Here is a 23,090-nt window from a genome sequence, read left to right on the forward strand (position 1 = left end):
GGCTGCGGAACTGCATTGATCGGAACTACCTGCGTTACTCGAACTGCGGCGGCCGCTTTTGCCGCAGGCTGGCTACGCCTTCCTGCACATCGGGGCCGGCAAAGCCCATGAATTCCAGCGCCAGCGAGGCATCGAACGAGGGGCCCGCCATGCGCAGCCAGTTATTCAGCGCGTACTTGGTCCAGCGGATCGCCGTCTGCGACCCGGCGGCCAGCCGGCGCGCCACGTCGAAGGCGCGCTCGACCAGTTCCTCTTCGTCCACGGTCAGCGACACCAGCCCGATGCGCTCGGCCTCTTCGCCGCTCACCGACTCGCACAGCATCAGATAGTACTTGGCCTTGGCCATCCCGCACAGCAGGGGCCACACGATTGCGGCATGGTCGCCCGCTGCCACGCCCAGGCGTGTATGGCCATCGACAATGCGCGCGGTCCTGGCCGCGATCGAGATATCGGCCAGCAGGCCAGCCACCAGCCCCGCGCCGACCGCCGGGCCGTGCATGGCCGACACGATCGGCTTGTCGCAATTGATCACGTTGTAGACCAGGTCCCGGGCCTCGTGCCACACGCGGGTGCGGGTGGCGAAATCGTTGGCCATGTCTTCCACCAGCGAGAGGTCGCCGCCGGCCGAGAAGCCTTTGCCTTCGCCGCGGATCAGCGCCACGCGCACGTCCGGATCGGCCGACACATCGCGCCAGATTTCGGCCAGCTCGCGATGCATATTGGCATCGGCTGTGGCCAGCTTGCGGTTGGCGGACTGTTGCGCGCCCATCACGATTTCGAGGATGGGGCCATGCCGGCGCAGGGTCAGTGCCTGGTAGCGGTCGTAGCGTGGCGACAACGGCGCGTTGTCAACGTTGTCGGTGCCGGACGCTAACGGGGTGGACGACGGCGTAGGCGCTTGCGGAGGGATTGCGGTCATGGGGCAACGATGGCGGGGCCATTCCTTGGTGACGCGTGGGGGCCGGGCCGCGAAAAACGGCCCGGGTCGCCGCCGGTGGCTGCCTGGCGCAGTCGACGGCAATTAGCCAACCGTTCGGTCGGTCAATTATAAGCACTCCCATCGCCGCGCGGCCAGCGGCAAGCGGCGTGGCCCGCGGCGCTCCCTTCAGCCTCAGCCTCAGCTCTTCGCCGACACCAGCTGGTCGATCGCGCCGAACACCGAGCGGCCTTGCGCGTCGAACATCTCGATCTTGACCGCGTCGCCGAACTTCATGAAGCCGGTGACCGGCTGGCCGCCGTCGATGATCTCCAGCATGCGCTTCTCGGCGATGCAGCAGTAGCCCTTGCTGCGGTCGACGTTGGAGATCGTGCCGGAGCCGACGATGCTGCCGGCGCGCACATTGCGCGTCTTGCAGATATGGGCGATGAGCTGGCCGAAATCGAACACCATGTCGGTGCCGCAGTCGGGCGCGCCCACCTTCTTGCTGTTCCAGTGGACGGTCATCGGCAGGTGCACGCGGCGCTCGCGCCAGGCTTCACCCAGTTCGTCGGGCGTGACCGCCACCGGCGAGAAGGCGGTAGCCGGCTTGCTCTGGAAGAAGCCGAAGCCCTTGCCCAGCTCGGCGGGAATCAGGTTGCGCAGAGACACATCGTTGGCCAGCATGATCAGCCGGATGGCGTCGGCGGCCTGCTCGGGCTTGGCGCCCATCTTCACGTCGCCGGTGATGACGGCGACCTCGGCCTCGAAGTCGATGCCAAAGGCTTCGCTGGCGCACACGATATCGTCATGCGGGCCGATCATGTCGTCGGAGCCGCCCTGGTACATGAGCGGATCGGTCCAGAACTCCGGCGGCATCTCGGCGCCGCGCGCGCGGCGCACCAGTTCCACGTGGTTGACGTAGGCGGAGCCGTCTGCCCACTGGTAGGCGCGCGGCAGCGGCGCCATGCATGCCCTCGGGTCGAAGGCGAAGGGGTGGCGCGCGCGGCCCGCGTTCAGGGCATCGTAGACGTCCTGCAGCTGCGGCGCGTAGAAGTTCCAGTCATCCAGCACGGTCTGGAGCTTGCCGGCGACATCGTTGACGTAGTGGGCGGTCTTCAGGTCGCGCGAGACAACCACGAGCTGGCCGTCGCGCGAGCCGTCCTTGAGGGTGGCGAGTTTCATGTATGCGGTGCGTTAGGAAAAAAGCAGATCAAGCGGGAAAAAAAGCGGAAAAAGCAAAAAATGCAGCCCGCTAGTCTACCGTGATGCCCTTGGCCTTGATCAGCTTGCCCCAGCGCTCGGCTTCGGCATGCGCGTACTGCGCGAATTCCTCGGGCGTGCTGGAGACCGGTTCCACGCCGATGCCTTCGAAGCGCTTCTGCACATCGGCGCTCTTGAGCGCCTTCACCAGCTCGGCGTTCAGGCGGGTCACCACCGGCTTGGGGGTGCCGGCCGGCACCACCACGCCTTGCCAGGCATAGGCTTCGAAGCCGGGCACGCCGGCTTCGGCCACCGTCGGCACCGTGGGCAGCGCCATCAAGCGCTTGGGCGTGGCCACGCCCAGCGCGCGCACCTTCCCGGCCGCCACGTTCTGCTGGCCGGAGGCGAGGTCAAGGAACATCAGTTCGACCTGGCCGGCGAGCAGGTCCTGCACCGCCGGCGCGGCGCCCTTGTAGGGCACGTGGGTCATCCTGGTCTTGGTCTGGTCCATGAACAGCTCCATGGCCAGGTGGTGCGGGCTGCCCGCGCCCGGCGAGGCGAAATTCACCTTGCCAGGGTTCTTCTGCACGTATTCGATGGCTTCCTTGAGCGTGCGCGCCGGGAAGTTTGGCGTTGCCACCAGGATCAGCGGAAAGCGCGCCACCATCCCGACATGCACGAAGTCCTTGTCGGCGTTGTAGGGCAGCTTCTTGTACAGCGACGGATTGGCCGCCAGGGTGGCGGTATCGGCGGTCAGCAGCGTGTAGCCATCGGGCTTGCTGTGCGCTACCGCGTCGGCGCCGACGATGGTGGCCGCGCCTGGACGGTTGTCGATCACCACCTGCTGGCCTAGCGCCGGCGTGATGGCCTGGCCCAGCGTGCGCGCTACTACGTCGGTGCCGCCTCCCGCCGGATAGGGCACGACCCAGCGGATCGGCTGGGTGGGCCAGTTGTCGGCGGCGCAGGCGGGCTGGAACGCGGCGGCGCCCAGCGTCAGCGCGGCTAGCAGCGGTGCGGCGCAGGCGCGCCATGCTTGCCGCGCGGGGCGTTGGCCGAAGGGGGAAAGGCGGGTCATCTTCGTCTCCTGTAGAAAGCGGCGGCGCCGCGCCATCTGGATTGCATGGCGGCATGCCCGCGCCGGTATTGGCCGGTGCCGAAGATATCGATTCGCCCCGACCTGTAAATGTGCGCTCAAAGTCTACCGACGGTTTAAAAATTGGTAAATCGATTTCGCTATAGTAAATTCATGGGCAGGGCTGCATCATTGCTTTGCATGCGCGTAGCCGGTATGTGTGATTCATGCATATCTTTCTAAATTTCTTGCCCCCGTTGCCGCATGACCGAACTTGAAGAAGACGATTCCAAGCTGCGCTCCGGCATCCAGTCGATCGAGGTTGGCTTCAAGCTGCTGCAGGCGCTGGCAGCATCGCCGCGCGCCATGATGCTGCGCGACCTCGCCGCCGCCGCCGACATGAATCCGGCCAAGGCACATCGCTACCTGGTCAGCTTCCAGCGGCTCGGCGTGGTGATGCAGGACCCGGTTGGCGGGCGCTACGATCTCGGGCCGTTCGCGCTGCAACTGGGCCTCGCCGGCCTCAATCGGCTAGATCCGGTCAAGAAGGCCCGCCCGATCCTGTCGCAATTGCGCGACGAGATGGACCAGACCATCGGCATTGCCGTCTGGGGCAACCACGGCCCGACCATCGTGCACTGGGAGGAATCCAGCCACCCGGTCACGGTCAGCCTGCGCCTGGGCGACGTGATGCCTATGCTCAACTCCGCCACCGGCAGGCTGTACGGCGCCTACCTGCCGAAACAACAGACGCGGCCGCTGGTCGAACGGGAACTGGCGGAGCGCGGCCATGACGATATTCCGGACCTGCCGCGCTCACTGGCCGACTATGACGTGGTCTGCGACGACGTTCGCGCCCATGGCGCGGCGCGCGTCAAAGGTGGCGTGCTGCCGGGCATCAATGCGTTTTCGATGCCGGTGTTCGACGCCAACGGCCACGTGGCGATGGCGCTGATCGTGCTGGGCGCGCAGAGCGTATTCGATGCAGAATGGGGCGGTGCGGTTGACCGTCATGTACGCGATATTGCACGGCAGATTTCTTCGGAGCTTGGTTATCTTGGTGGCAGCCCGACGAGCGGGCCGAACGGCCCTTCCCCGTAAGCCTGCCTCGCGCCGCCTGCGCTGGGCGGTTGCGCTTGCGCTGGTGCTGGCCGCCCACCTGCTGGCAGTGCTGGGCCTGCTGCATATGCCCGGGCTGCCGCGGGACCCGACCGCGCCGCCGCCGCTCGAAGCCATCCTGCTGCCACCGCCGGCGCCACCGGCACCCGTAGCGCCGCCACGCCCGGCACCGGCCATGCCAAAGCGGCCCCCGGCGGCGCGCACCGAGCCCGTGCCCACACCACCGCCCCCGGTTGAAGCACCCGCCGCCCCTGAGGCGCCAGCGCTGCTTGCCACGCCTGGCGCCGGTCCTGCCATGGCGAGCGCCGCTGGCGGCGCCGGGAGCAGTGCGGCGCCCGCGTCCGCGCCGGCGGCCGCGCAGGCCGCGGCGCCCCCTGACAACGTCCGCTACTCGGCGCCCCCCTCCACGCTGCTGCACTACGCCAGCTTCGTCAATGGCGTGCAGAACCCGGATGGCCTGATCCGCTGGCAGCAAGATGGCGCGCACTACCAGCTCGCAGTGGAGACACGGGTGTTGTGGTTCCGCTTCGCCTTTCACAGCACCGGCGCGCTCAACGAGCGCGGCCTCGCGCCCGAGCGCTATGAGGAGAGCCGCCGCAACCGCGTCGAGGCGGCTCGCTTTGATCGCGCTTCCGGCACGCTCGTCTTCGAGGGGCGCGGCAAGCAGGAGCCGTTGCCGGCCGCGGGCCAGGACCGTTTCAGCGTGTTCCTGCAACTGGTGGGGCTGGTGCGGGGCAATCCGCAGCGCTACGCCACGCCGGGCGTGACGGAAACCTTCGAGGTGGCGGATACGCGTGACCTGGAGCCCATGCAGGTGCAGTATGTGGGGGAAGAGGACGTGGATACCGGCCATGGCGCGGTGCGGGCCAAGCATTTCGTGCGGCTGCCGCGCCATGCCAATGATCGCCGGCGCGTGGAAGTGTGGCTGGCGCAGTCGCTGCAGTGGATGCCAGTGAAGCTGCAGCAGACGGAGCCCGACGGCACGCAGATCGAGCTCGTTTATCGCGACAGCGAACCGCTGCGCTGAGCCTGCAAGCCGTCTTCAGGCCGTCTCAAGTCCGGCTTAGGCCCGTCCGCAAGCCAGGCCCGTCCGCAAGCCGTCCGCAAGCCGCGGCATCGGCCGCCGCTGTGGTTCACCGTGTTTTCACCAACAACCGGAGACCCGTCATGAGCGCCACCCTGCCACCATCCGAGACCCGCCGCGTGCGCGTGGGTGATATCAGCCTGCACGTGCGCATCGACGGGGGCGACGGCCCCTGGGTAGTCCTGGCGCATGCGCTGGGCGCCAATCACACCTTGTGGGATGCCACGGCGCGCCACCTGGCGCCACGCTATCGCGTGCTGCGCTACGACCTGCGCGGGCACGGCCAGAGCGATGCGCCGATCGGCGCCTACTCGATGATCCGCCTGGCCGACGATGTGGCCTGCCTGATGGATGTGCTGGAGGTGCCGGCCGCGCATTTCGTCGGGGTCTCGGTGGGCGGCATGATCGCCCAGACCGCGGCCGTGCGCCATCCCGAGCGTTTGCTGTCGCTGACCCTGGTCGCGACCGTCAACCGCACGCCGCTGGGTGGCCACCCGATGTGGCATGAGCGCATCGGCCATGTGGAAGCGCACGGCATGGCGGGCGTTGCCGACAGCACCATGCAGCGCTGGTTCAGCGCGGCATTTGGCGGCGCGCATCCGCAGGAGGTGGCCCGCGTGCGCGAGATGCTGCTGGCCACGCCCGTGCACGGCTACGTCGGCACCAGCCAGGCCATCATGGCATTTGACCTGGCCGGGGCGATTTCGCGGATTCATTGTCCTACTCTGGTAGTGGCCGGCGAGGAGGACCTGGGGGCGCCGCCGGCGATGGCACGCGAGATTGCCGCCGCCATTCCCGGTGCCCGGCTCGAAATCCTGCCTCGCGCCGCGCACCTTGCCCATATCGAGCAGGCGGACCGCTTTCATGGCGTGCTGGATGCTTTTCTTGGCAATGCGGCTTGCGGCGCGCAGTGCGATGTACCCTGAGACGAACCTTGGCGCTCAAGGCAGAGCTAGGCAGAACGGCGGGCGATGGCTTTCCCACCAAACTCAAGAACTTGCTGGGATGGCCGTTGCCCAATGTAGTGAGGGAACGCTCAATACCTGCGGTTTGCCGAAGCAGAACTTGAAAACACGGCAAACACCCTCAGCTTGGAGGTGAAATCGCGGAGGGCAACCGGCCAGTGTGCCGGTTATCGAAATAATCAGTCGCCCCCCGCTTGACCCATGACAGCCAGGAGGTATGCCATGCAAATGATCTACAACAGCGACAATTACTGCATTGTCGAGTTTGGTGCGGATGTCGAGCATGCGCCTCTTGCCTCTGGCGGCTATGAAATCGTGGACAAGAACCTGAAACGCGAGATTTTCCTCGGTGGCCAGATGGCCGAGAGCTTTCGCGCGGACGTGACGCGTCTGATCGAAAGCGAGCCGTCGGTGGAAGAGGTGGATGATTTCCTTGGCAAGTTCGATACAGTGATGATTCACCCGCTAGTGATGCACTAGGCTCCGCGGTTGCCTTTGCCAGCGTTCCGTCGCGTGACGGGCTGGCAAGCCAAGCCATAGAGGAAATAGCAAGAAGCCCGCGCACCGCGCGGGCTTCTTGCTTTCAGGCATCTTGCTTTCAGGATCTGTTCCCGGCCAGCTTCCGGTCATTCAATACTGTTAATACTGTTCCCAGGGCAGCCCGGCATGGCGCCAGCCGTTGAGCGTATTGCGGTGGCGCTCGGCGTCGAGGTCGCCCTCGAAGCCATGCAGCACGTTGTAGACGGTAGAGAACCCGGCACCCTCCAGGGCCCGCGCGGCGGCCGTCGAGCGGTTGCCGCTGCGGCAGATCAGCAGCACCGGGCGCGCCGATGCCTGGCCAGCGAGCTTTTTCACCGACTGCACGAAATGCGGGTTCACCTCCCAGTCGGGGCCATCGTTCCAGGGCACGTTGTGCGCCCCCTTGGGGTGCCCGACGAAGAGGTACTCCATTTCGCTGCGGCAATCGATGAAGAGCGCATCGGGCGACTCGCTGAGGAGCGTTTGCGCGTCACCGGGGCTGAGGTGTTGCATGGGCAAGGCTTTCCGTTAATGGGAATAAGGTGGGAATCAGGGTGAATGTGCCCCAGTGTAGGGCCGGGCGGTGCCGCGCGGCAACCCGCGAGCGCCGTTGGCTGCACCGCCCGGATGCCGCCGTTATTCCGCAAACCATTGATGTAACTGATAAAATCGCAGTCTTTTCTCTTGCTGTCGAGCCCCACATGAGCGCCGCCCCACGTTCCGCCTCGCTTCCTCCCGTGCGTCCCTACACCCGGGCGGCCAACCTGCCGGCCCTGCTGCGCGAGCGCATCCTGATCCTGGATGGCGCCATGGGCACCATGATCCAGCGCTACAAGCTGACCGAGGCAGATTACCGCGGCGAGCGCTTCGCCGGGCACCATGTCGACGTCAAGGGCAATAACGAGCTGCTGCTGCTGAGCCGCCCGCAGGTCATCAGCGAGATCCACGAGCAATACCTGGCCGCCGGCGCCGACCTGATCGAGACCAATACATTTGGTGCGACGGGCGTGGCCCAGGAAGACTACAAGATGGCGGACCTGGCGTACGAGATGAACGTCGTTGCCGCCCGGCTGGCGCGCGAGGCTTGCGACAAATACAGCACGCCCGACAAGCCGCGCTTTGTGGCCGGCGCCTTCGGCCCCACGCCCAAGACCGCGAGCATCTCGCCGGACGTGAACGACCCGGGCGCGCGCAACGTGACCTTCGAAGAGCTGCGCCATTCGTACTACGAGCAGGGCAAGGGCTTGCTGGAAGGTGGTGCCGACGTGTTCCTGGTGGAAACCATCTTCGATACGCTCAATGCCAAGGCTGCGCTGTTCGCCATCGACCAACTGTTCGAAGACACCGGCGAGCGCCTGCCGGTGATGATCTCCGGCACGGTCACCGACGCCTCCGGGCGCATTCTCTCCGGCCAGACGGTGGAAGCCTTCTGGAACAGCCTGCGCCACGCCCGCCCGATCACCTTCGGCCTGAACTGCGCGCTTGGCGCCACGCTGATGCGCCCCTACATTGCCGAGCTGGCCAAGATCTGCGACGCGGCAGTGTCGTGCTATCCGAACGCTGGCCTGCCTAACCCGATGAGCGATACCGGCTTCGACGAGACCCCGGAGGTCACGTCGTCGCTGGTGGAGGAGTTCGCCGCGTCCGGCCTGGTGAACCTGGTGGGCGGCTGCTGCGGCACCACGCCCGAGCACATCGCCGCCATCGCCGAGCGCGTGGCCAGCAAGAAGCCGCGCGCCTGGCCCGGCCAGTACCGCGACGCCGCCTGAATTCGCATCGCGAGCCCACGGAAACAAGATCAAGCCATGACCAACGATACCCTGCCGCCGCGTCCGATGCGCCTGTCCGGCCTCGAGCCTTTCACCATCGATGAAGACACGCTCTTCGTCAACGTCGGCGAGCGCACCAACGTCACCGGCTCCAAGGCCTTCGCCCGCATGATCCTGAACGGCCAGTTCGACGATGCGCTGGTGGTAGCCCGCCAGCAGGTCGAGAACGGCGCGCAGATCATCGACATCAACATGGACGAAGCCATGCTGGACTCCAAGGCGGCCATGGTGAGGTTCCTCAACCTGATCGCCTCCGAGCCCGATATCGCGCGCGTGCCCATCATGCTGGACTCGTCCAAGTGGGAAGTGATCGAGGCCGGCCTGAAGTGCGTGCAGGGCAAGCCCGTGGTCAACTCGATCTCGCTCAAGGAAGGCGAGGAACAGTTCCGCCATCACGCCGAACTGATCCGCCGCTACGGCGCTGCGTCCGTGGTGATGGCCTTCGACGAGCAGGGCCAGGCCGACACCTTTGCCCGCAAGACCGAGATCTGCAAGCGCAGCTACGACATCCTGGTCAATGAAGTCGGCTTCCCGCCCGAAGACATCATCTTCGACCCGAACATCTTCGCGGTGGCGACCGGCATCGAAGAGCACAACAACTACGCGGTGGACTTCATCGAAGCCACCGCCTGGATCAAGCAGAACCTGCCGTACGCCAAGGTCAGCGGCGGCGTGTCCAACGTGTCGTTCTCGTTCCGTGGCAACGACGCGGTGCGCGAGGCCATCCACACCGTGTTCCTGTACCACGCCATCAAGGCGGGCATGGACATGGGCATCGTCAACGCCGGCCAGCTCGGCGTGTACGACCAGCTCGACGCCGAGCTGCGCGAGCGCGTGGAAGACGTGGTGCTCAACCGCCGCGAGGACAGCACCGACCGCCTGCTGGAGATCGCCGACCGCTACAAGGGCGGCGGCGCGAAGAAAGAAGAAAACCTGCTGTGGCGCGGCACCCCGGAGAACCCGGTGCCGGTGGCCGACCGCTTGTCGCACGCGCTGGTGCATGGCCTGACCACCTTCATCGTGGAGGACACCGAGGAAGTGCGCCAGCAGGTGGAGGCGCGCGGCGGCCGCACGATCGAGGTGATCGAAGGCCCGCTGATGGATGGCATGAATATCGTGGGCGACCTGTTCGGCGCCGGCAAGATGTTCCTGCCGCAGGTGGTCAAGAGCGCTCGCGTGATGAAGCAGGCCGTGGCTCACCTGTTGCCCTACATCGAGGAAGAAAAGCGCCTGCTGGCCGAGGCCGGCGGCGACGTCAAGGCACGCGGCAAGATCGTCATCGCCACCGTCAAGGGCGACGTGCACGACATCGGCAAGAACATCGTCTCGGTGGTGCTCCAGTGCAATAACTTCGAGGTGGTCAACATGGGCGTGATGGTCCCGTGCAACGAGATCCTGGCGCGCGCCAAGGTCGAGGGCGCGGACATCGTCGGCCTGTCCGGGCTGATCACGCCGTCGCTCGAGGAAATGGCCTACGTCGCCTCCGAGATGCAGCGCGACGACTACTTCCGCATCAAGAAGATCCCGCTGCTGATCGGCGGCGCCACTACCTCGCGCGTGCACACCGCGGTCAAGATCGCGCCGCACTACGAAGGCCCGGTGGTCTACGTGCCGGACGCCTCGCGCTCGGTCAGCGTGGCGTCCAGCCTGTTGTCCGACGACGGCGCGGCCAGGTACCTGGACGAGCTGAAGACCGACTACGAACGCATCCGCCACCAGCACGCCAACAAGAAGGCCACGCCGATGGTGTCGCTGGCGAAGGCCCGCGCCAACAAGACGCCGGTGGACTGGCGCGCCTACGTGCCACCCAGGCCGAAATTCATCGGCCGGCGCATCTTCCGCAACTACGACCTGACGGAGCTCGCCAACTATATCGACTGGGCCCCGTTCTTCCAGACCTGGGACCTGGCCGGCAAATTCCCCGACATCCTCAACGACGAGATCGTCGGCGAATCCGCCCGCCGCGTGTTCTCGGACGGCAAGGCCATGTTGTCGCGCCTGATCCAGGGCCGCTGGCTGACGGCCAACGGTGTGCTGGCCCTGCTGCCGGCCAACGCCGTCAACCACGACGATATCGAGATCTACACCGACGAGACCCGCAGCAAGGTCGCGCTGACCTGGCACAACCTGCGCCAGCAAAGCGAGCGCCCGGTGATCGATGGCGTGATGCGCCCCAACCGCTGCCTGGCCGACTTCGTCGCGCCCAAGGACAGCGGCATCGCCGACTACATCGGCGTGTTCGCGGTCACCGCCGGCATCGGCGTGGACAAGAAGGAAGCCCAGTTCGAGGCCGACCATGACGACTACAGCGCGATCATGCTGAAGTCGCTGGCCGACCGCCTGGCCGAAGCCTTTGCCGAATGCCTGCACGAGCGCGTGCGCCGCGATCTGTGGGGCTACGACGCCGGCGAAGTGCTGACCAACGAGCAACTGATCGCCGAGACCTATCGCGGCATCCGTCCGGCGCCGGGCTATCCGGCCTGCCCGGAGCATACGGTCAAGGCGCCGATGTTCGAGTTCCTCAACGCCGCCGAGATCGGCATGGGCATCACCGACTCGCTGGCGATGACGCCGGCCGCATCGGTGAGCGGCTTCTACCTGGCGCATCCGGAGTCGACGTATTTCTCGGTCGGCAAGATCGGCGAGGACCAGCTGGACGATATGGTGGCGCGCCGCGGCGAAGAACGCAGCGTGCTGGAGCGCGCGCTCGCGCCAAACCTGTAACTGCTTGCGTGCCGGCGCGGCGGCGTTTTGCGCCGCTGTGCCATCGCAAGCCATTGGGCAAGCAGGAAAAAGCCTCTTCAAGCGCATCCATGTGCCTTTGTAAGTTCTTCACTACTCCTTACAAGGCATTACATCTCCTAACAGACCGCGCGGCACTGCGTCCCTAGACTGAGGGCTCACATCAAGTGAACACCGCAGCGAATGTTTCGCAGCGGCGCAAACTGCTAGGAGCCTCTCCATGAACAAACTGCTGATCTCCCTTTCCGCACTCTCGATCGCTGCCGCTTCCTCGCTGGCCATGGCACAAGGAACTGGCGTTGATGCGAAGGCTGGCGTCAACGGCGCCATGGCGGCGCCCGCGATCAGCGCGCCCGCCGACAAGGGTGCAGCCGCCAGCGCGGGTGCAAACGCTGGCCTGGGCGTTTCGGCCAGCGCCGACAAGGGCATGGACGCCAAGGCTGGCGCCGACACCGACACGCACGGCAAGTCGACCGCCAAGGCCAAGAAGCACACGAGCCACGCCAAGGCCAAGAAGGGCGAGGCGGCAACCGACACTGGCGCGGCCGCTGATGCCGGCGCGGCGACCAAGGTCCAATAAGGCTGGCCAGGCGGCAAGTCTGGCATGCTGGAACACAGGGACGGGTTCACCCCGTCCCTTTCTCATTGGCGCGGCCAGCTGGGAGCCTGTCAATTTTGCGCCGACAGTCGGGCGGTTTTGTAAGCACTACAATGCACTAGACTAGCCCGGCCGCTCCTGAGCGCTGGTGCATCCATGCCCAGGGAGACATCATGATTCGCGTTTTGATCGCCGACGACCACCAGATCGTGCGCGCCGGTCTGCGGCAGTTTCTTTCCGACGAGCCCGATATTCGGGTGGAGGGCGAGGCGGCCAGCGGCGACGAAGTCATGGTACGGCTGCGCGAGCTCGAGTTCGATGTGGTGGTGCTCGATATCTCGATGCCCGACCGCAACGGCATCGACGTGCTCAAGCTGTTGCGCCAGCGCCATCCCGACCTGCCGGTGCTGATCCTCTCCACCTACCCGGAAGACCAGTACGCCATCAACCTGATCCGGGCGGGCGCTTCTGGCTACCTGACCAAGGAAAGCGCGCCCGACGATCTCGTCAAGGCCATCCGCACCGTGGCCCAGGGCCGGCGCTACGTCAGCGCCAACGTGGCGGACCTGCTTATCGGCGGGCTTGACAAGCCCACCAACCAGCCGCTGCACCAGACCTTGTCCAAGCGCGAGTTCCAGATCTTCTGCAAGCTCTCGCGCGGGCAGTCGGTCTCGGTGATCGCCGAGGAGTTGTTCCTGAGCGTCAAGACGGTCAGCACTTATCGCTCGCGCATCCTGGAAAAGATGGGCATGAAGACCAATGCCGACCTGACCTACTACGCGATCAAGAACGGTCTGGTGGAGTAGGCGCCGCAAAGGCAGAGCGTATTCCACGGCACTCTGCCACGTTTGCCAGGCGCTGCTGTAGGACGGACGCCGATGGTCTCTCCCTACACCCCATTGCTACCATGGAACCATGTTGGATCAAGCTGCGGCCCCCTCGTATCGCGCGCTGCGGGTCCTGCTAATCGAGGACTCAGCGGTATTGCGGGGTATGTTGCTTGAATACCTGAACGCGTTTCCGTTTATCGAAGTCGTGGATTGGGCGGATACCGAAAGCGCAGCGCTGCGCCTCTATGAGGCGGGCAAGTACGAGGTCGTCATCGTCGACCTGCAGTTGCGCCAGGGCAACGGGATCAATGTGCTGCGTGCTTTGCAGAGGAAAGAGGTGTCGGGCATCCGCATCGTTTACACCAATCATGCCCAGGTGCCCACATACCGGCGGCAGTGCGCCGAGGCCGGCGCGGATTATTTCTTTGACAAGTCGCTCGAGCTCGAGCAGGTGTTCCGGGTGATCGAGGAGTACGCGCAGGCAGGTGGCTGAATCCATATCAGCCAGATCAGCCATATCGACCTGATCGACCTGATCGACCGTATCGACCGTATCGGCAATACCAGCCGTTCCAAGCGCGGCCATGCCGCGTCAACCTAGAGCAAGGAGAGAATCATGAGAAAGCTGATGGCGCTATGTGCCCTGGCAGGTGTGGTCCTGGTGACCGGTTGCAATACGATGGCCGGTGCCGGCAAGGACATCGAGAAGGGCGGCGAGAAGGTGCAAGGCGCCGCCGAGAGCACCAAGCAGAAGATGTAAGGTGCCAGCCGCCGTGCCGTGTGCATGGCAACCGGGCAAGAGGAATGGAAAAGGGGCTCCGCGGAGCCCCTTTTCCATTTTTCACTGCTTGGCTGGCCGGCTAGCTGGCCGGCGGCGTGCCGCTGGGCGCGTCCTGCGGCCGCTCGCCGGGGTCGCCCATGCCGTCGAGCTCCTCCTCATCGTCGCGCGGCGGCGCCACGATGGCATCGGTGAGCGGCACCACCACCTGGATGGTGACGCCGGCACCAGGTTCCGACCGGAGCTCCAGCGTGCCGCCCAGCGCGACCACGCGCTGCTCCATCCCCAGCAGGCCATGGTGCCCCGCCGAGCGCTGCGATTCGAAATCCGCCGGCAGCCCGCGCCCGTTGTCGCTGATTGCCAGCGAGAGCACGCCGTCGGCGCAATCGAGCTGGATGGACACGCGCTGCGCTTCGGCGTACTTGCTGGCGTTGGTGAGCGACTCCTGCACGATGCGGTATAGGGCGATGGCCGCGTCGTCGCGCAGCGGCGGCACCGCCTCTGCCAGCTGCACATCCGCCTCCCACTGGTTGCGCGCCGCCACTTCCTCCACCAGCTGGCCGATGGCTTCCTTCAGGCCCAGGTTGAGCAGCACGGTGGGCCGCAGGTCCTCGATCAGGCGCCGCTTGATCTGGATCCCCTGGTCCACATGCAGCATCACGCGGGTGAGCTTTTCCGCCACATCCGGGTGGGTGTCCTGGACGCGGCGGCGCACCCAGTGCATATCGAGCTTGGTGGCCGTCAGGATGGCGCCCAGCTCGTCGTGCAGCTCGCGCGCCAGCCGCGTCTTCTCGTCCTCGGTCACGCGCTGCAGGTGGGATGCCAGCGCCGATAGCTGGCGGGTGCGCGAGCGCACCATGTTGTCCAGGCGCGCACTTTCCTCCTCTAGCTCGCTGCGTGCGGCTTCCGATACCGCCATGCGGCGCGAATGCTGCAAGCCCACCACAATCAGCAGCACGATATTGATGGCGGTCAGCAGGCCGATGCCGTAGCGCGACAGAGCAAGGTCGCGGTCGGCGTACTCCAGGCTTTGCGACACCGATTTGGCCTCGCGTTGCAGCAAGGCTTCCAGCCCGCGCCGCGCGTTGTCCATCGTCTGCTTGCCGAAGTCCGTGCGCACCAGGTCGAGCGCCACTTCCACGTCGCGCTTGCCGTAGAGCAGTGTCAGGTCCATCTCGGTGAGCTTGCGGCTGACGGCGGTGGAGGCCTCGGTGAACAGCTTGAGTGCCTCGGGGTCGTCCGCGTAGCGGTTGCGCAGCGCGCTCATCAGCGCATTGATGCGCGGCACGGCCTTGTAGTACGGCTGGAGGTAGCTTTCCTTGCCGGTCAGCAGGAAGCCACGCTGGCCGGCTTCGGCAGTGACCAGCTCGCCGAGCAGGGCGTTGATCTGGCCCTGCACCTGCTGCGACTGGATGACTTGCGTATAGCCCTGGCGCAAGCGGATGTTGCCCGCCTCGGAGGCGATCAGCACCACCACGGTAAGCACAATGCCACCCGCCAGAAGCAAGGTCGAGCGCAAGGTCGAGCGCAGCAGTGACTGCTTGAACATGTTCGTTTCCCGAAGTCGGGCGCCTGGCCGGCGCGGCGTCTCCCGCGCCTGGCCTGCACCTTGTCTGCGACGATGGAAGCACATCGACTGTCTGCGGTCAACCCGCCGTGTCTCCGGTGCTGCCTACGAGGCCGCGCCGGCGCTTGGACTGTAGGAATTGGCTGACAAGCGAATCGGTGCGGCTGCGGTGTCCGGGCGGAGGTCTGCTTTCTACCATGGTTCCATGAGCTTGCGCACCCTGCGTCAAGCCAGCTCGGGAAGAACGAGGGAGAACGCCAATGCTGAAATGGGCGCTGATTTTTGCAGTGGTTTCCGTGGTCGCCGGCTTGCTGGGGTTCACAGGGATTGCTGCCGGTGCGGCCGGCATTGCCAAGCTCCTGTTCTTCATCCTCCTGGTGCTGTTCGTGCTGTTCCTTGTCCTGGGCGTGACCGTGTTCAAGGCGGTGAAATAGCCAATCGCAATCCCCAATCGCCAATCGCTAGTCGCCAGCCGCAGTCACTTGCCAAGCGCGCGCCTGCTGGCGCGGCAGCCCAATCCACTTAGGGAGCCATCACCATGTTGCACTACGCAGTCGTATTTTTTGTCATCGCCCTGATCGCCGCGGTATTCGGCTTTGGTGGCATCGCGGCAGGGGCGGTCGAGATCGCCAAGATCCTGTTCTTCATCTTCCTGGTGGTTGCGCTGGTGACGTTTGTGATCGGCCTGGTCAGGCGCTAGGTGCCAGGCGAGAGCGCGGCGGTCGGCAGGGCCGCCGCGCTCGATCCACGCAGCGCGCCCCGGCAGTTAGCACGAACCCAGTCACAGCGCGTCATCAGACGAAACGGAGGTAAGCCAATGCTGACCAACAATCCGAGGATCCGAAAAGAAGTGAATCACCTGGCTGATCGTGCCGAAAGCACGGTGCGACAGATCCGGCATGCCGCACGCGATACGCGTGGCGCCGCCCGCGAAGCCACGGGGCCCGTGGCCGGCGAGGTCGGCGCACTGATCGCCCAGCTCGAGCAAACCTTGGAAGTGCTGGGGCGCGAAGGTTCGTCCGAGGCAGTGCAAGCCGGGCGCCGGTTGCACGACCGCTCTCGCGCGCTGGCCGACCAACTCAAGAGCCGTGCCCGCGAACGTGTCGGCTACGCCGTGCATGGCGTGCAGCAACGCGTGGTGGAGTCGCCATTGAAGGCGCTTGGCATCGCGGCGGCGGCCGGCGCTTTCGTCGCCTTGCTGCTGGCGGCCAGCGGACGCGCCCGCGGCGACTGACCGAGGCACGCCGACAAACTCGCGGACATGCTGGGCAAGGGCTAGCGCTACGGCGCCAGCCCTTGCCGGCAGTGCTGCATGCGCCGTACAGGTCACGTTGGCCGCACCCTGAAACACAGATATTTCCCCTTCCGGATCCCCTCGCTGATCCGGCACGCCCGGCCAGAAACATCGGCCGGGCATTTTTTTGCCGGAAGTGCGAGCAGGCAGGGGGGAATCCAGGCGAGCCGGAAGCGAGCCAGAAGCGGGACAAGAAGCAGGGAGCGAAAAGCGAGGGAGCGGAAGGGGCCGGCAAGGCAGCCGGCTGGCGCCGGCCACCTTTCTATCTATGGGGGATTCGGCACGCTGCCTACACGCCCCACATCACCTCGGTGTTCTCGCGCTGGGATGCGCGCAGCATGTCGAGGAAGGGGTAGGCGCGCTGGCCCAGGTGCAGGGGCTCTTCCTCGTTGTCATCGTCATTCTTGCCGGGGTGAACCGACGATACGGCAGGGTGCACCTTCTTGGCGTCCGTCACAGCGGCTTCCAGTATATGGATGCAGCGTGGCAGTTCCTCGGTGGTGATCACCCCGCGCTCCCCCAGGTGCTTGCCGATAATCCCCAGGAGCGTCACGGCAAGGTCTCTCATCATGATGAGGTCCTGCGACGCGTGGGATTTGAAGGTGATCAGCATGATATTTCCTTTCCTTGGCGTACAGCGAAATACATGGACGAAATACATGGGCGAAAACCATGGCCGCGCGGCCTGTCCCGGGACCGGGCAGGGGGCTCGCAACGGCCGGTTTTGGGCTTGCTGCATGATGTCAGCATAGCACCTGATAAAATTCTGCGTTCTGCAATTCATTGCCTGCCACGCGGCGCGGCCTCCACATGCCGCCCGTGACGGTGCCGCCGCGGCAGAACCGCCGCGACGGCACCAGACAACCGCCTCAGGGCCACGACATCCATGCTGCCAGTTCAGACCACCAATCTTGCCGCTGCGTTCAATGACGCGGTGCGCGCAATCGCCCCGGCCGACGCCGCCCTGCCCGACGCCGTCTTCGAGCGTCCGAAGGTCGCCGCCCACGGCGACCTGGCCTGCAATCTCGCCATGCAGGTTGCCCGCGCGCTCAAGCGCAACCCGCGGGAGCTGGCCCAGCAGATCGTCGATGCAGTCAAGGCCGACGCGCGTACCGCAGGGCTGGTGGCCGGCCTGGAAATCGCCGGCCCCGGCTTTATCAACCTGCGCCTGACGCCGGCCGCCAAGGCCGATGTGCTGCGCGCGGTGCTGGAGCAGGGCAACCGCTACGGCGCCCAGGCGCAGGGCGTGCACGGCAAGGTGCTGGTCGAGTTCGTCTCCGCCAACCCGACCGGCCCGCTGCACGTCGGCCACGGCCGCCAGGCGGCACTGGGCGACGCGCTGGCCAACCTGCTGGACTGGCAGGGTTTTGCCGTGCATCGCGAGTTCTACTACAACGACGCCGGCGTGCAGATCCAGACCCTGGCCGTATCGGTGCAGGCGCGCGCCCGCGGCGTCAAGCCGGGCGATGCCGCGTGGCCGGAGTCGGCCTACAACGGCGACTACATCGCCGACATCGCTGCCGATTTCCTGGCCGGCAAGACCGTGCGCGCCTCCGACGGCGACGCCGTGACGGCCTCCGGCAACGTCGAAGACATCGAGTCGATCCGCAAGTTTGCCGTGGCCTACCTGCGCAACGAGCAGGACATCGACCTGCGCGCCTTCGGCGTCAAGTTCGACCGCTACTACCTGGAGTCCTCGCTGTACAGCGATGGCCGCGTCGAGGCCACGGTGCAGTCGCTGGTGGCCAAGGGCAAGACCTACGAGAACGAAGGCGCCCTGTGGCTGCGCACCACCGACGAAGGCGACGACAAGGACCGCGTCATGCGCAAGACCGACGGCACCTATACCTACTTCGTGCCGGACGTGGCCTACCACACCAGCAAGTGGGAGCGCGGCTTCGCCAAGGTCATCAACGTGCAGGGCAGCGACCACCACGGCACCATCGCCCGCGTGCGCGCCGGCCTGCAGGGGCTGGACATCGGCATCCCCAAAGGCTACCCCGACTACATCCTGCACAAGATGGTCACCGTCATGAAGAACGGCGAGGAGGTCAAGATCTCCAAGCGCGCCGGTTCCTACGTGACCGTGCGCGACCTGATCGAGTGGAGTAACGGCGCGGAAGGCGGCGAGACCATCCGCGGCTGCCTGGAAGCCGGCGTGGCCGACTGGCCCGAGCACTTCACTCGCGGGCGCGACGCGGTGCGCTTTTTCCTGCTGTCGCGCAAGGCCGATACGGAATTCATCTTCGACGTCGACCTGGCCCTCAAGCAGAACGACGAGAACCCGGTGTATTACGTGCAGTACGCCCATGCCCGCATCTGCTCGATCTTCGAATCCTGGGGCGGCGCGGACTGGGAGGCCAAGCTGCCTGCCCTGGCCGGCACCGACCTGGCCCCCGTGACCGGCGCCGACGCTACCCCGCAGGCGCTCGCGCTGGGCCAGCGCCTGGCCGATTTCCCGGACATGCTGGCGGCAGCGGCGGGTGAACTGGCGCCGCATGCGGTCGCTTTCTACCTGCGCGACCTGGCGGGCGATTTCCACGCCTTCTACAACTCCGACCGCGTGCTGGTGGACGACGAGACGGTCAAGCTGGCTCGCCTGGCGATGCTGGCCGCCACCCGCCAGGTGCTGCGCAACGGGCTGGCCGTCATCGGCGTCTCGGCGCCGCAGCGCATGTAAGCCAGGCCGGCGTCATGAAAGGGGGCAAGCCCCCCTTCATGACGCGCCTTATCCGTATCGCCCTGACCACAGACAGTGATGCCGGGATCGGCGCAGGCTCTATAATCGCGCCATCACGCTAGAGGAATTCATGCAACAGCAACGCAAGCGCACCCCGCGCAATGCCAGCCGCGCCCCGCAGCGCGGAGGTACGTTCCTGGGACTGGTGCTGGGCCTGATCGTCGGCCTGGCGATCGCGGTAGTGGTCGCCCTGTACATCACCAAGTCGCCGGCGCCATTCCAGCAAAAGGGCGCGCAGAAGCCGGCCGAGCCCGGCAATGTGGTCAGCAACCTGCCCGCACCGGCGCAGGAAGCGCCAAGCGATCCCAACAAGCCGCTGTGGAGCAAGACGCCGGCCAAGCCGGTCGGGCCCGCCGCTGAGCCCGAGCAGCCGTCCGGCCCGGCGCCGACCACGGTGAAGCCGCCCGAGCGCCAGCCGCCGGTAGCCGTCACCCGGCCAGCCGACAAGCCCGCCGCCGAGAAACCCGCGGACAAGCCCGCCGAACGGCCCGCCGCCGAGAAGCCGGCCGACAAGACCGTGCAGAAGCCGGTGGAGAAGCCTGCCGAAAAGCCTGCCGAAAAGCCGGCCGAGAAGCCTGTCGCCGACCCGATCGCCGAGATCGCCCAGGCCGATGCCAACAAGGTAGGCTACCTGCTGCAGGTAGGCGCCTTCCGCTCGCAGGACGACGCCGACCGCCAGAAGGCCAACCTGGCCATGCAGGGGTTCGAAGCCAAGGTGACCGAGCGCGATGTCAATGGCGTCAAGCTCTATCGCGTGCGCCTGGGGCCGTTCAACAAGATCGACGACATGAACCGTTCGCGCGACCGGCTGCAGGCGTCGGGCTTCGAAGCTTCGGTCATCCGCTTTACCAAGCAGTAACAAGCAGTAACGGTAACCCGGGGCGATCCGCTGAACCGGATTGCCCCGCCGCTGTCATACGCTCATTGCCCATTCTCGAAAGCCGCGCCACATGAAGAAACTCGCCACCTTGTTTGCCACGCTGGTCGCTGTGACCGGTTTCCTGATGACCGCGCCCGCCCAGGCAGCCGCGCCCACCTCGGGCAAGGAATACCAGGTCCTGAAAGCACCGCAGCCCGTCGCGCCGGGCAAGATCGAAGTCACCGAGTTCTTCTGGTACGGCTGCCCGCACTGCTTTGACTTCGAGCCTGAGCTGGAAGCCTGGGTAGGCAAGCAGGGCAAGGATGTGGTGTTCAAGCGCGTGCCGGTTGCCTTCCGCGACGACCTGCTGCCGCACACCAAGATCTTCTACGCGCTGGAAGCCATCGGCAAGCTGGACGCCATGCACACCAAGGTCTTCAACGCCATCCACGTCGACCGCAAGCGCATGCTGGACCCGAACGAAATCGCCGACTTCATGGCCAAGAACGGCATCGACCGCAAGGCCTTCCTCGATGCTTACAACTCGTTCTCGGTGACCACCAACTCGCAACGCGCCAACAAGATCGCCGACGCCTACAAGGTCGACGGCGTGCCGACCATCGTGGTGCAGGGCAAGTACGTGACCTCGCCGTCCATCGCCGGCACCAAGGGCACGGCCATCCAGACCATGGATTACCTGGTCGGCCAGGTGCGCGACAAGAAGATGTAATTCCCGGGCTGCGGCCAACGGCCTTTGGGCTCGCCACGCGCGAGCCGGCCGATGGCCACCAGCGGTCGACCGGCACCGCCGGCGCCGGCGAGGCGCAGCGGCGTCCGGCGCGCGCCAGGGCGGGTCGGTCGGCATGAACCATGTTGCGCTTACCCCTGGACCCTCCCGATGCGAGCACAGAAAGTCTTCCTTACCGGCGCGTCGAGCGGACTCGGCCAGGCCCTGGCGCGCGAGTACGCCTCGCAGGGCGCCATCCTCGGCCTGGTTGGCCGGCGCGAAGAGGTGCTGCGTGAGTTCGCCCGCACCCTGCCCAATCCCAATGCGGTGCGCGTCTATGGCGCGGATGTGCGCGATGCCGATGCCATGCAGCGCGCCGCCCAGGACTTCCTCGATCATTTTGGTTGCCCCGATGTGGTGATCGCCAACGCGGGCGTATCGGTTGGCACCGTCGCCAGCGAGCGCGAGGACCTCGAAGCCTTCCGCATGGTGATGGATACCAACTGGTTCGGCGTGCTCACCACCTTCCAGCCCTTCATGCAGCCCATGCGCGAGCGCGATCCCGGCGCCGGCGGCTGGCGCGGCACGCTGGTCGGCATTGCCAGCGTGGCCGGCGTGCGCGGCCTGCCGGGCGGGGGTGCCTACAGCGCCTCCAAGTCCGCGGTGATCAAGCTGCTGGAGAGCTTGCGCCTGGAACAGCGCCGCGAGCGCATCCGCGTGGTCACTATCGCGCCTGGCTACATCCGCACGCCGATGACCGAGCACAACCCCTATCGCATGCCCTTCCTGATGGACGCCGACGTGTTCGCCCGCAAGACGGTGCGTGCTATTGCCGCAGGGCGCCGCTTTGCCGTGGTGCCCTGGCAGATGGGCGTGGTCGCATCCATCCTGCACCTCATGCCGCGCTGGCTCTACGACGCGATCTTCTCCCGCGCGCCGCGCAAGCCGCGCGCGCAGGAGGGGAGCCAGGACAAGCAGCCATGAGCTGGCAGGACGCAGCCGGCGTCCTGCACCGCCCCGCCACGGGCGAGGTGCGCATTGCCTCGCTGGTGCCGTCCGTTACCGAACTACTGTTTGCCCTGGGGCTGGGTCCCCTGATGGTGGCGCGCACCGGCTTTTGCATCCATCCCGAGCCCGCCGTGCGTGCCGTTGCCAAGGTGGGCGGCACCAAGGATGTCAATCTTGGACGGCTACGGGCGTTGGCGCCCACCCATGTCGTGGTCAACATCGACGAGAACCGGCGCGAGACGGTGGACGAGATCCGCACGTTTGTGCCGCATGTGATCGTCACCCACCCCTGTGCGCCCGAGGACAACCTGGCGCTCTACCGGCTGCTTGGCGGTATCTTCGGCCGCCTTGCCGAAGCGGAATCGCTCTGCGCCGCCATGGCGTTCGAACTGGCGCAGGTACGTGCCCGGCAGTGGCCCGCGCGCAAGGTCCTGTATGCGATCTGGCAGGATCCGTGGATGACGGTGTCGCGCGGTACCTATATCAGCCAGATGCTGGCGTTGGTGAACTGGCAGACGTGGCCTTCGGCTGACGCCATGCCCGAGGCTTGTGTTGATGGGGAGTGCAGCCGGCCCAATACGCCGCAGACGCGGTATCCGACCTTCCGGTGGAGCGACGCGCTGGTGCGGGAGATTGACCTTGTCCTGCTTTCCAGTGAGCCGTATCGGTTTACCGAGGCGCATGTTGATGCGCTGGAGCGGCAGATCGGCAAGGAGGTTTTGCTGATCGATGGGGAGATGGTTTCCTGGTATGGGAGCAGGGCTGTGGAGGGGGTGAGGTATTTGTCGCGATTTGCAGGGGGGTAGGGGGTAAGTTTGGATTCAGTTGCTACTGCTTAACGTCTACGTCTACGTCAAGGGCAACTGCAACTGCAACTGCTTAACTTCAACTTCAACTGCAGTTTCACCTCCCCTGCGGGGAGGCGACCTACTTTCTTGTCTCGCCAAGAAAGTAGGCAAAGAAGGCGACCCGGATGGGGCGAAAGACTCCTCGTCGGAAGACAAAAAGAGCGGCCGGGGGCCAAACTCACATCGCCTTGAGGCGATGCTCAAACATGGCCCCCTCGTTTCCGCTCCTTTTGCCTTCCGACGAGGCGCCCCATAACGGGAGATGAAAACCCTCACGGCTCGCTGCGCATCGCGCGTGGGTGATTGCCGCCAGGGGGCGGCAATCACGGCTACGCCGAATCAAAATTTGATCCCACTGTGGTAAGCCGTGTTTCCCGCCCCCAGGCGGGCAA

24 protein-coding genes are annotated in these 23,090 nt (G+C 65.7%); 18 read left to right on the forward strand and 6 right to left on the reverse strand.

The genetic code is table 11. The annotated features are described in order from the left end of the window. Positions 1–34 precede the first annotated feature (34 nt). The 3 genes from ACX12D_RS00900 to ACX12D_RS00910 all read right to left on the reverse strand — a co-directional run bounded on the left by ACX12D_RS00900 (position 35) and on the right by ACX12D_RS00910 (position 3,194). The gene (locus tag ACX12D_RS00900; RefSeq protein WP_459372567.1) at positions 35–919 is read right to left on the reverse strand and encodes an enoyl-CoA hydratase/isomerase family protein; all 885 of its coding nucleotides are present in this window, start codon (positions 917–919) and stop codon (positions 35–37) included. Positions 920–1,117: 198 nt separating this feature from the next. Next, positions 1,118–2,101, reverse strand: a complete 984-nt coding sequence (locus tag ACX12D_RS00905; RefSeq protein ID WP_459372568.1) for a fumarylacetoacetate hydrolase family protein — start codon at positions 2,099–2,101, stop codon at positions 1,118–1,120. A gap of 70 nt (positions 2,102–2,171) precedes the next feature. Continuing rightward, positions 2,172–3,194 carry a Bug family tripartite tricarboxylate transporter substrate binding protein gene (locus ACX12D_RS00910; protein WP_459372569.1) on the reverse strand — a complete coding sequence of 341 codons (1,023 nt, stop codon included), beginning with the start codon at positions 3,192–3,194 and terminating at the stop codon, positions 2,172–2,174. 261 nt (positions 3,195–3,455) lie between these two features. Here ACX12D_RS00910 and ACX12D_RS00915 point away from each other — a divergent pair, with 261 nt between their 5' ends. The 4 genes from ACX12D_RS00915 (at position 3,456) to ACX12D_RS00930 (ending at position 6,839) form a co-directional block, all read left to right on the forward strand. Continuing rightward, entirely contained in the window at positions 3,456–4,292 is an 837-nt protein-coding gene (locus tag ACX12D_RS00915; RefSeq protein ID WP_441641545.1) for an IclR family transcriptional regulator, read from the forward strand. Next, the gene (locus ACX12D_RS00920; RefSeq protein WP_459372570.1) at positions 4,252–5,337 is read left to right on the forward strand and encodes a DUF3108 domain-containing protein; all 1,086 of its coding nucleotides are present in this window, start codon (positions 4,252–4,254) and stop codon (positions 5,335–5,337) included. Before ACX12D_RS00915 ends, ACX12D_RS00920 begins: the two co-directional genes overlap by 41 nt. A gap of 140 nt (positions 5,338–5,477) precedes the next feature. Further along, positions 5,478–6,320: a 3-oxoadipate enol-lactonase gene (pcaD, locus tag ACX12D_RS00925; RefSeq protein ID WP_459372571.1), complete on the forward strand. Its 843-nt coding sequence runs from the start codon at positions 5,478–5,480 to the stop codon at positions 6,318–6,320. A gap of 261 nt (positions 6,321–6,581) precedes the next feature. Next, on the forward strand, positions 6,582–6,839 hold the full coding sequence (locus ACX12D_RS00930; protein WP_006161303.1) for a BTH_I0359 family protein: 258 nt from the start codon (positions 6,582–6,584) through the stop codon (positions 6,837–6,839). A gap of 159 nt (positions 6,840–6,998) precedes the next feature. Here ACX12D_RS00930 and ACX12D_RS00935 read toward each other — a convergent pair whose 3' ends face one another. Beyond that, complete coding sequence (locus tag ACX12D_RS00935) at positions 6,999–7,391, reverse strand: rhodanese-like domain-containing protein (RefSeq protein WP_006161304.1); 393 nt, start codon at positions 7,389–7,391, stop codon at positions 6,999–7,001. A 188-nt stretch (positions 7,392–7,579) separates the two neighbouring features. Between ACX12D_RS00935 and ACX12D_RS00940 the strand changes: the two genes are divergently transcribed. The 6 genes from ACX12D_RS00940 (at position 7,580) to ACX12D_RS00965 (ending at position 13,637) form a co-directional block, all read left to right on the forward strand. Further along, positions 7,580–8,647 (forward strand): homocysteine S-methyltransferase family protein, encoded by a 1,068-nt coding sequence (locus tag ACX12D_RS00940; RefSeq protein WP_459372572.1) that lies wholly within the window; start codon positions 7,580–7,582, stop codon positions 8,645–8,647. 36 nt (positions 8,648–8,683) lie between these two features. Continuing rightward, complete coding sequence (metH, locus tag ACX12D_RS00945; protein ID WP_459372573.1) at positions 8,684–11,431, forward strand: methionine synthase; 2,748 nt, start codon at positions 8,684–8,686, stop codon at positions 11,429–11,431. Positions 11,432–11,669: 238 nt separating this feature from the next. Beyond that, entirely contained in the window at positions 11,670–12,029 is a 360-nt protein-coding gene (locus ACX12D_RS00950) for a hypothetical protein (protein ID WP_459372575.1), read from the forward strand. A gap of 191 nt (positions 12,030–12,220) precedes the next feature. After that, entirely contained in the window at positions 12,221–12,853 is a 633-nt protein-coding gene (locus ACX12D_RS00955; protein ID WP_459372576.1) for a response regulator, read from the forward strand. 109 nt (positions 12,854–12,962) lie between these two features. Continuing rightward, positions 12,963–13,370 (forward strand): response regulator, encoded by a 408-nt coding sequence (locus ACX12D_RS00960; RefSeq protein WP_441641348.1) that lies wholly within the window; start codon positions 12,963–12,965, stop codon positions 13,368–13,370. Positions 13,371–13,493: 123 nt separating this feature from the next. After that, the gene (locus tag ACX12D_RS00965) at positions 13,494–13,637 is read left to right on the forward strand and encodes an entericidin A/B family lipoprotein (RefSeq protein ID WP_035859076.1); all 144 of its coding nucleotides are present in this window, start codon (positions 13,494–13,496) and stop codon (positions 13,635–13,637) included. A gap of 100 nt (positions 13,638–13,737) precedes the next feature. On the opposite strand, the gene ACX12D_RS00970 is transcribed toward ACX12D_RS00965, so the two are convergent. After that, a complete protein-coding gene (locus tag ACX12D_RS00970; protein WP_459372577.1) occupies positions 13,738–15,204 on the reverse strand; it encodes a CHASE3 domain-containing protein in 1,467 nt (488 codons plus the stop codon). Between the two features lie 278 nt (positions 15,205–15,482). Between ACX12D_RS00970 and ACX12D_RS00975 the strand changes: the two genes are divergently transcribed. The 3 genes from ACX12D_RS00975 to ACX12D_RS00985 all read left to right on the forward strand — a co-directional run bounded on the left by ACX12D_RS00975 (position 15,483) and on the right by ACX12D_RS00985 (position 16,456). After that, positions 15,483–15,656, forward strand: a complete 174-nt coding sequence (locus ACX12D_RS00975) for a DUF1328 family protein (RefSeq protein WP_459372578.1) — start codon at positions 15,483–15,485, stop codon at positions 15,654–15,656. Positions 15,657–15,760: 104 nt separating this feature from the next. Next, entirely contained in the window at positions 15,761–15,922 is a 162-nt protein-coding gene (locus ACX12D_RS00980; protein ID WP_441636170.1) for a DUF1328 domain-containing protein, read from the forward strand. Positions 15,923–16,039: 117 nt separating this feature from the next. After that, complete coding sequence (locus tag ACX12D_RS00985; RefSeq protein ID WP_459372579.1) at positions 16,040–16,456, forward strand: hypothetical protein; 417 nt, start codon at positions 16,040–16,042, stop codon at positions 16,454–16,456. Between the two features lie 349 nt (positions 16,457–16,805). On the opposite strand, the gene ACX12D_RS00990 is transcribed toward ACX12D_RS00985, so the two are convergent. Beyond that, complete coding sequence (locus ACX12D_RS00990) at positions 16,806–17,129, reverse strand: DUF1840 domain-containing protein (RefSeq protein ID WP_441641352.1); 324 nt, start codon at positions 17,127–17,129, stop codon at positions 16,806–16,808. Between the two features lie 273 nt (positions 17,130–17,402). On the opposite strand from ACX12D_RS00990, the gene argS reads away from it, so the two are divergent. From argS to ACX12D_RS01015, 5 genes are all read left to right on the forward strand, one after another. Continuing rightward, positions 17,403–19,196: an arginine--tRNA ligase gene (gene argS / locus ACX12D_RS00995; protein WP_459372580.1), complete on the forward strand. Its 1,794-nt coding sequence runs from the start codon at positions 17,403–17,405 to the stop codon at positions 19,194–19,196. A 130-nt stretch (positions 19,197–19,326) separates the two neighbouring features. Then, on the forward strand, positions 19,327–20,115 hold the full coding sequence (locus ACX12D_RS01000; RefSeq protein ID WP_459372582.1) for an SPOR domain-containing protein: 789 nt from the start codon (positions 19,327–19,329) through the stop codon (positions 20,113–20,115). Positions 20,116–20,206: 91 nt separating this feature from the next. Continuing rightward, entirely contained in the window at positions 20,207–20,845 is a 639-nt protein-coding gene (locus ACX12D_RS01005; protein ID WP_441641355.1) for a thiol:disulfide interchange protein DsbA/DsbL, read from the forward strand. Positions 20,846–21,013: 168 nt separating this feature from the next. Further along, positions 21,014–21,826: an SDR family oxidoreductase gene (locus ACX12D_RS01010; protein ID WP_459372583.1), complete on the forward strand. Its 813-nt coding sequence runs from the start codon at positions 21,014–21,016 to the stop codon at positions 21,824–21,826. After that, positions 21,823–22,656, forward strand: a complete 834-nt coding sequence (locus ACX12D_RS01015) for a helical backbone metal receptor (protein WP_459372584.1) — start codon at positions 21,823–21,825, stop codon at positions 22,654–22,656. Before ACX12D_RS01010 ends, ACX12D_RS01015 begins: the two co-directional genes overlap by 4 nt. The last annotated feature ends 434 nt before the right edge of the window (positions 22,657–23,090 follow it).

It is taken from the genome of Cupriavidus sp. PET2-C1 (genome assembly GCF_054515855.1).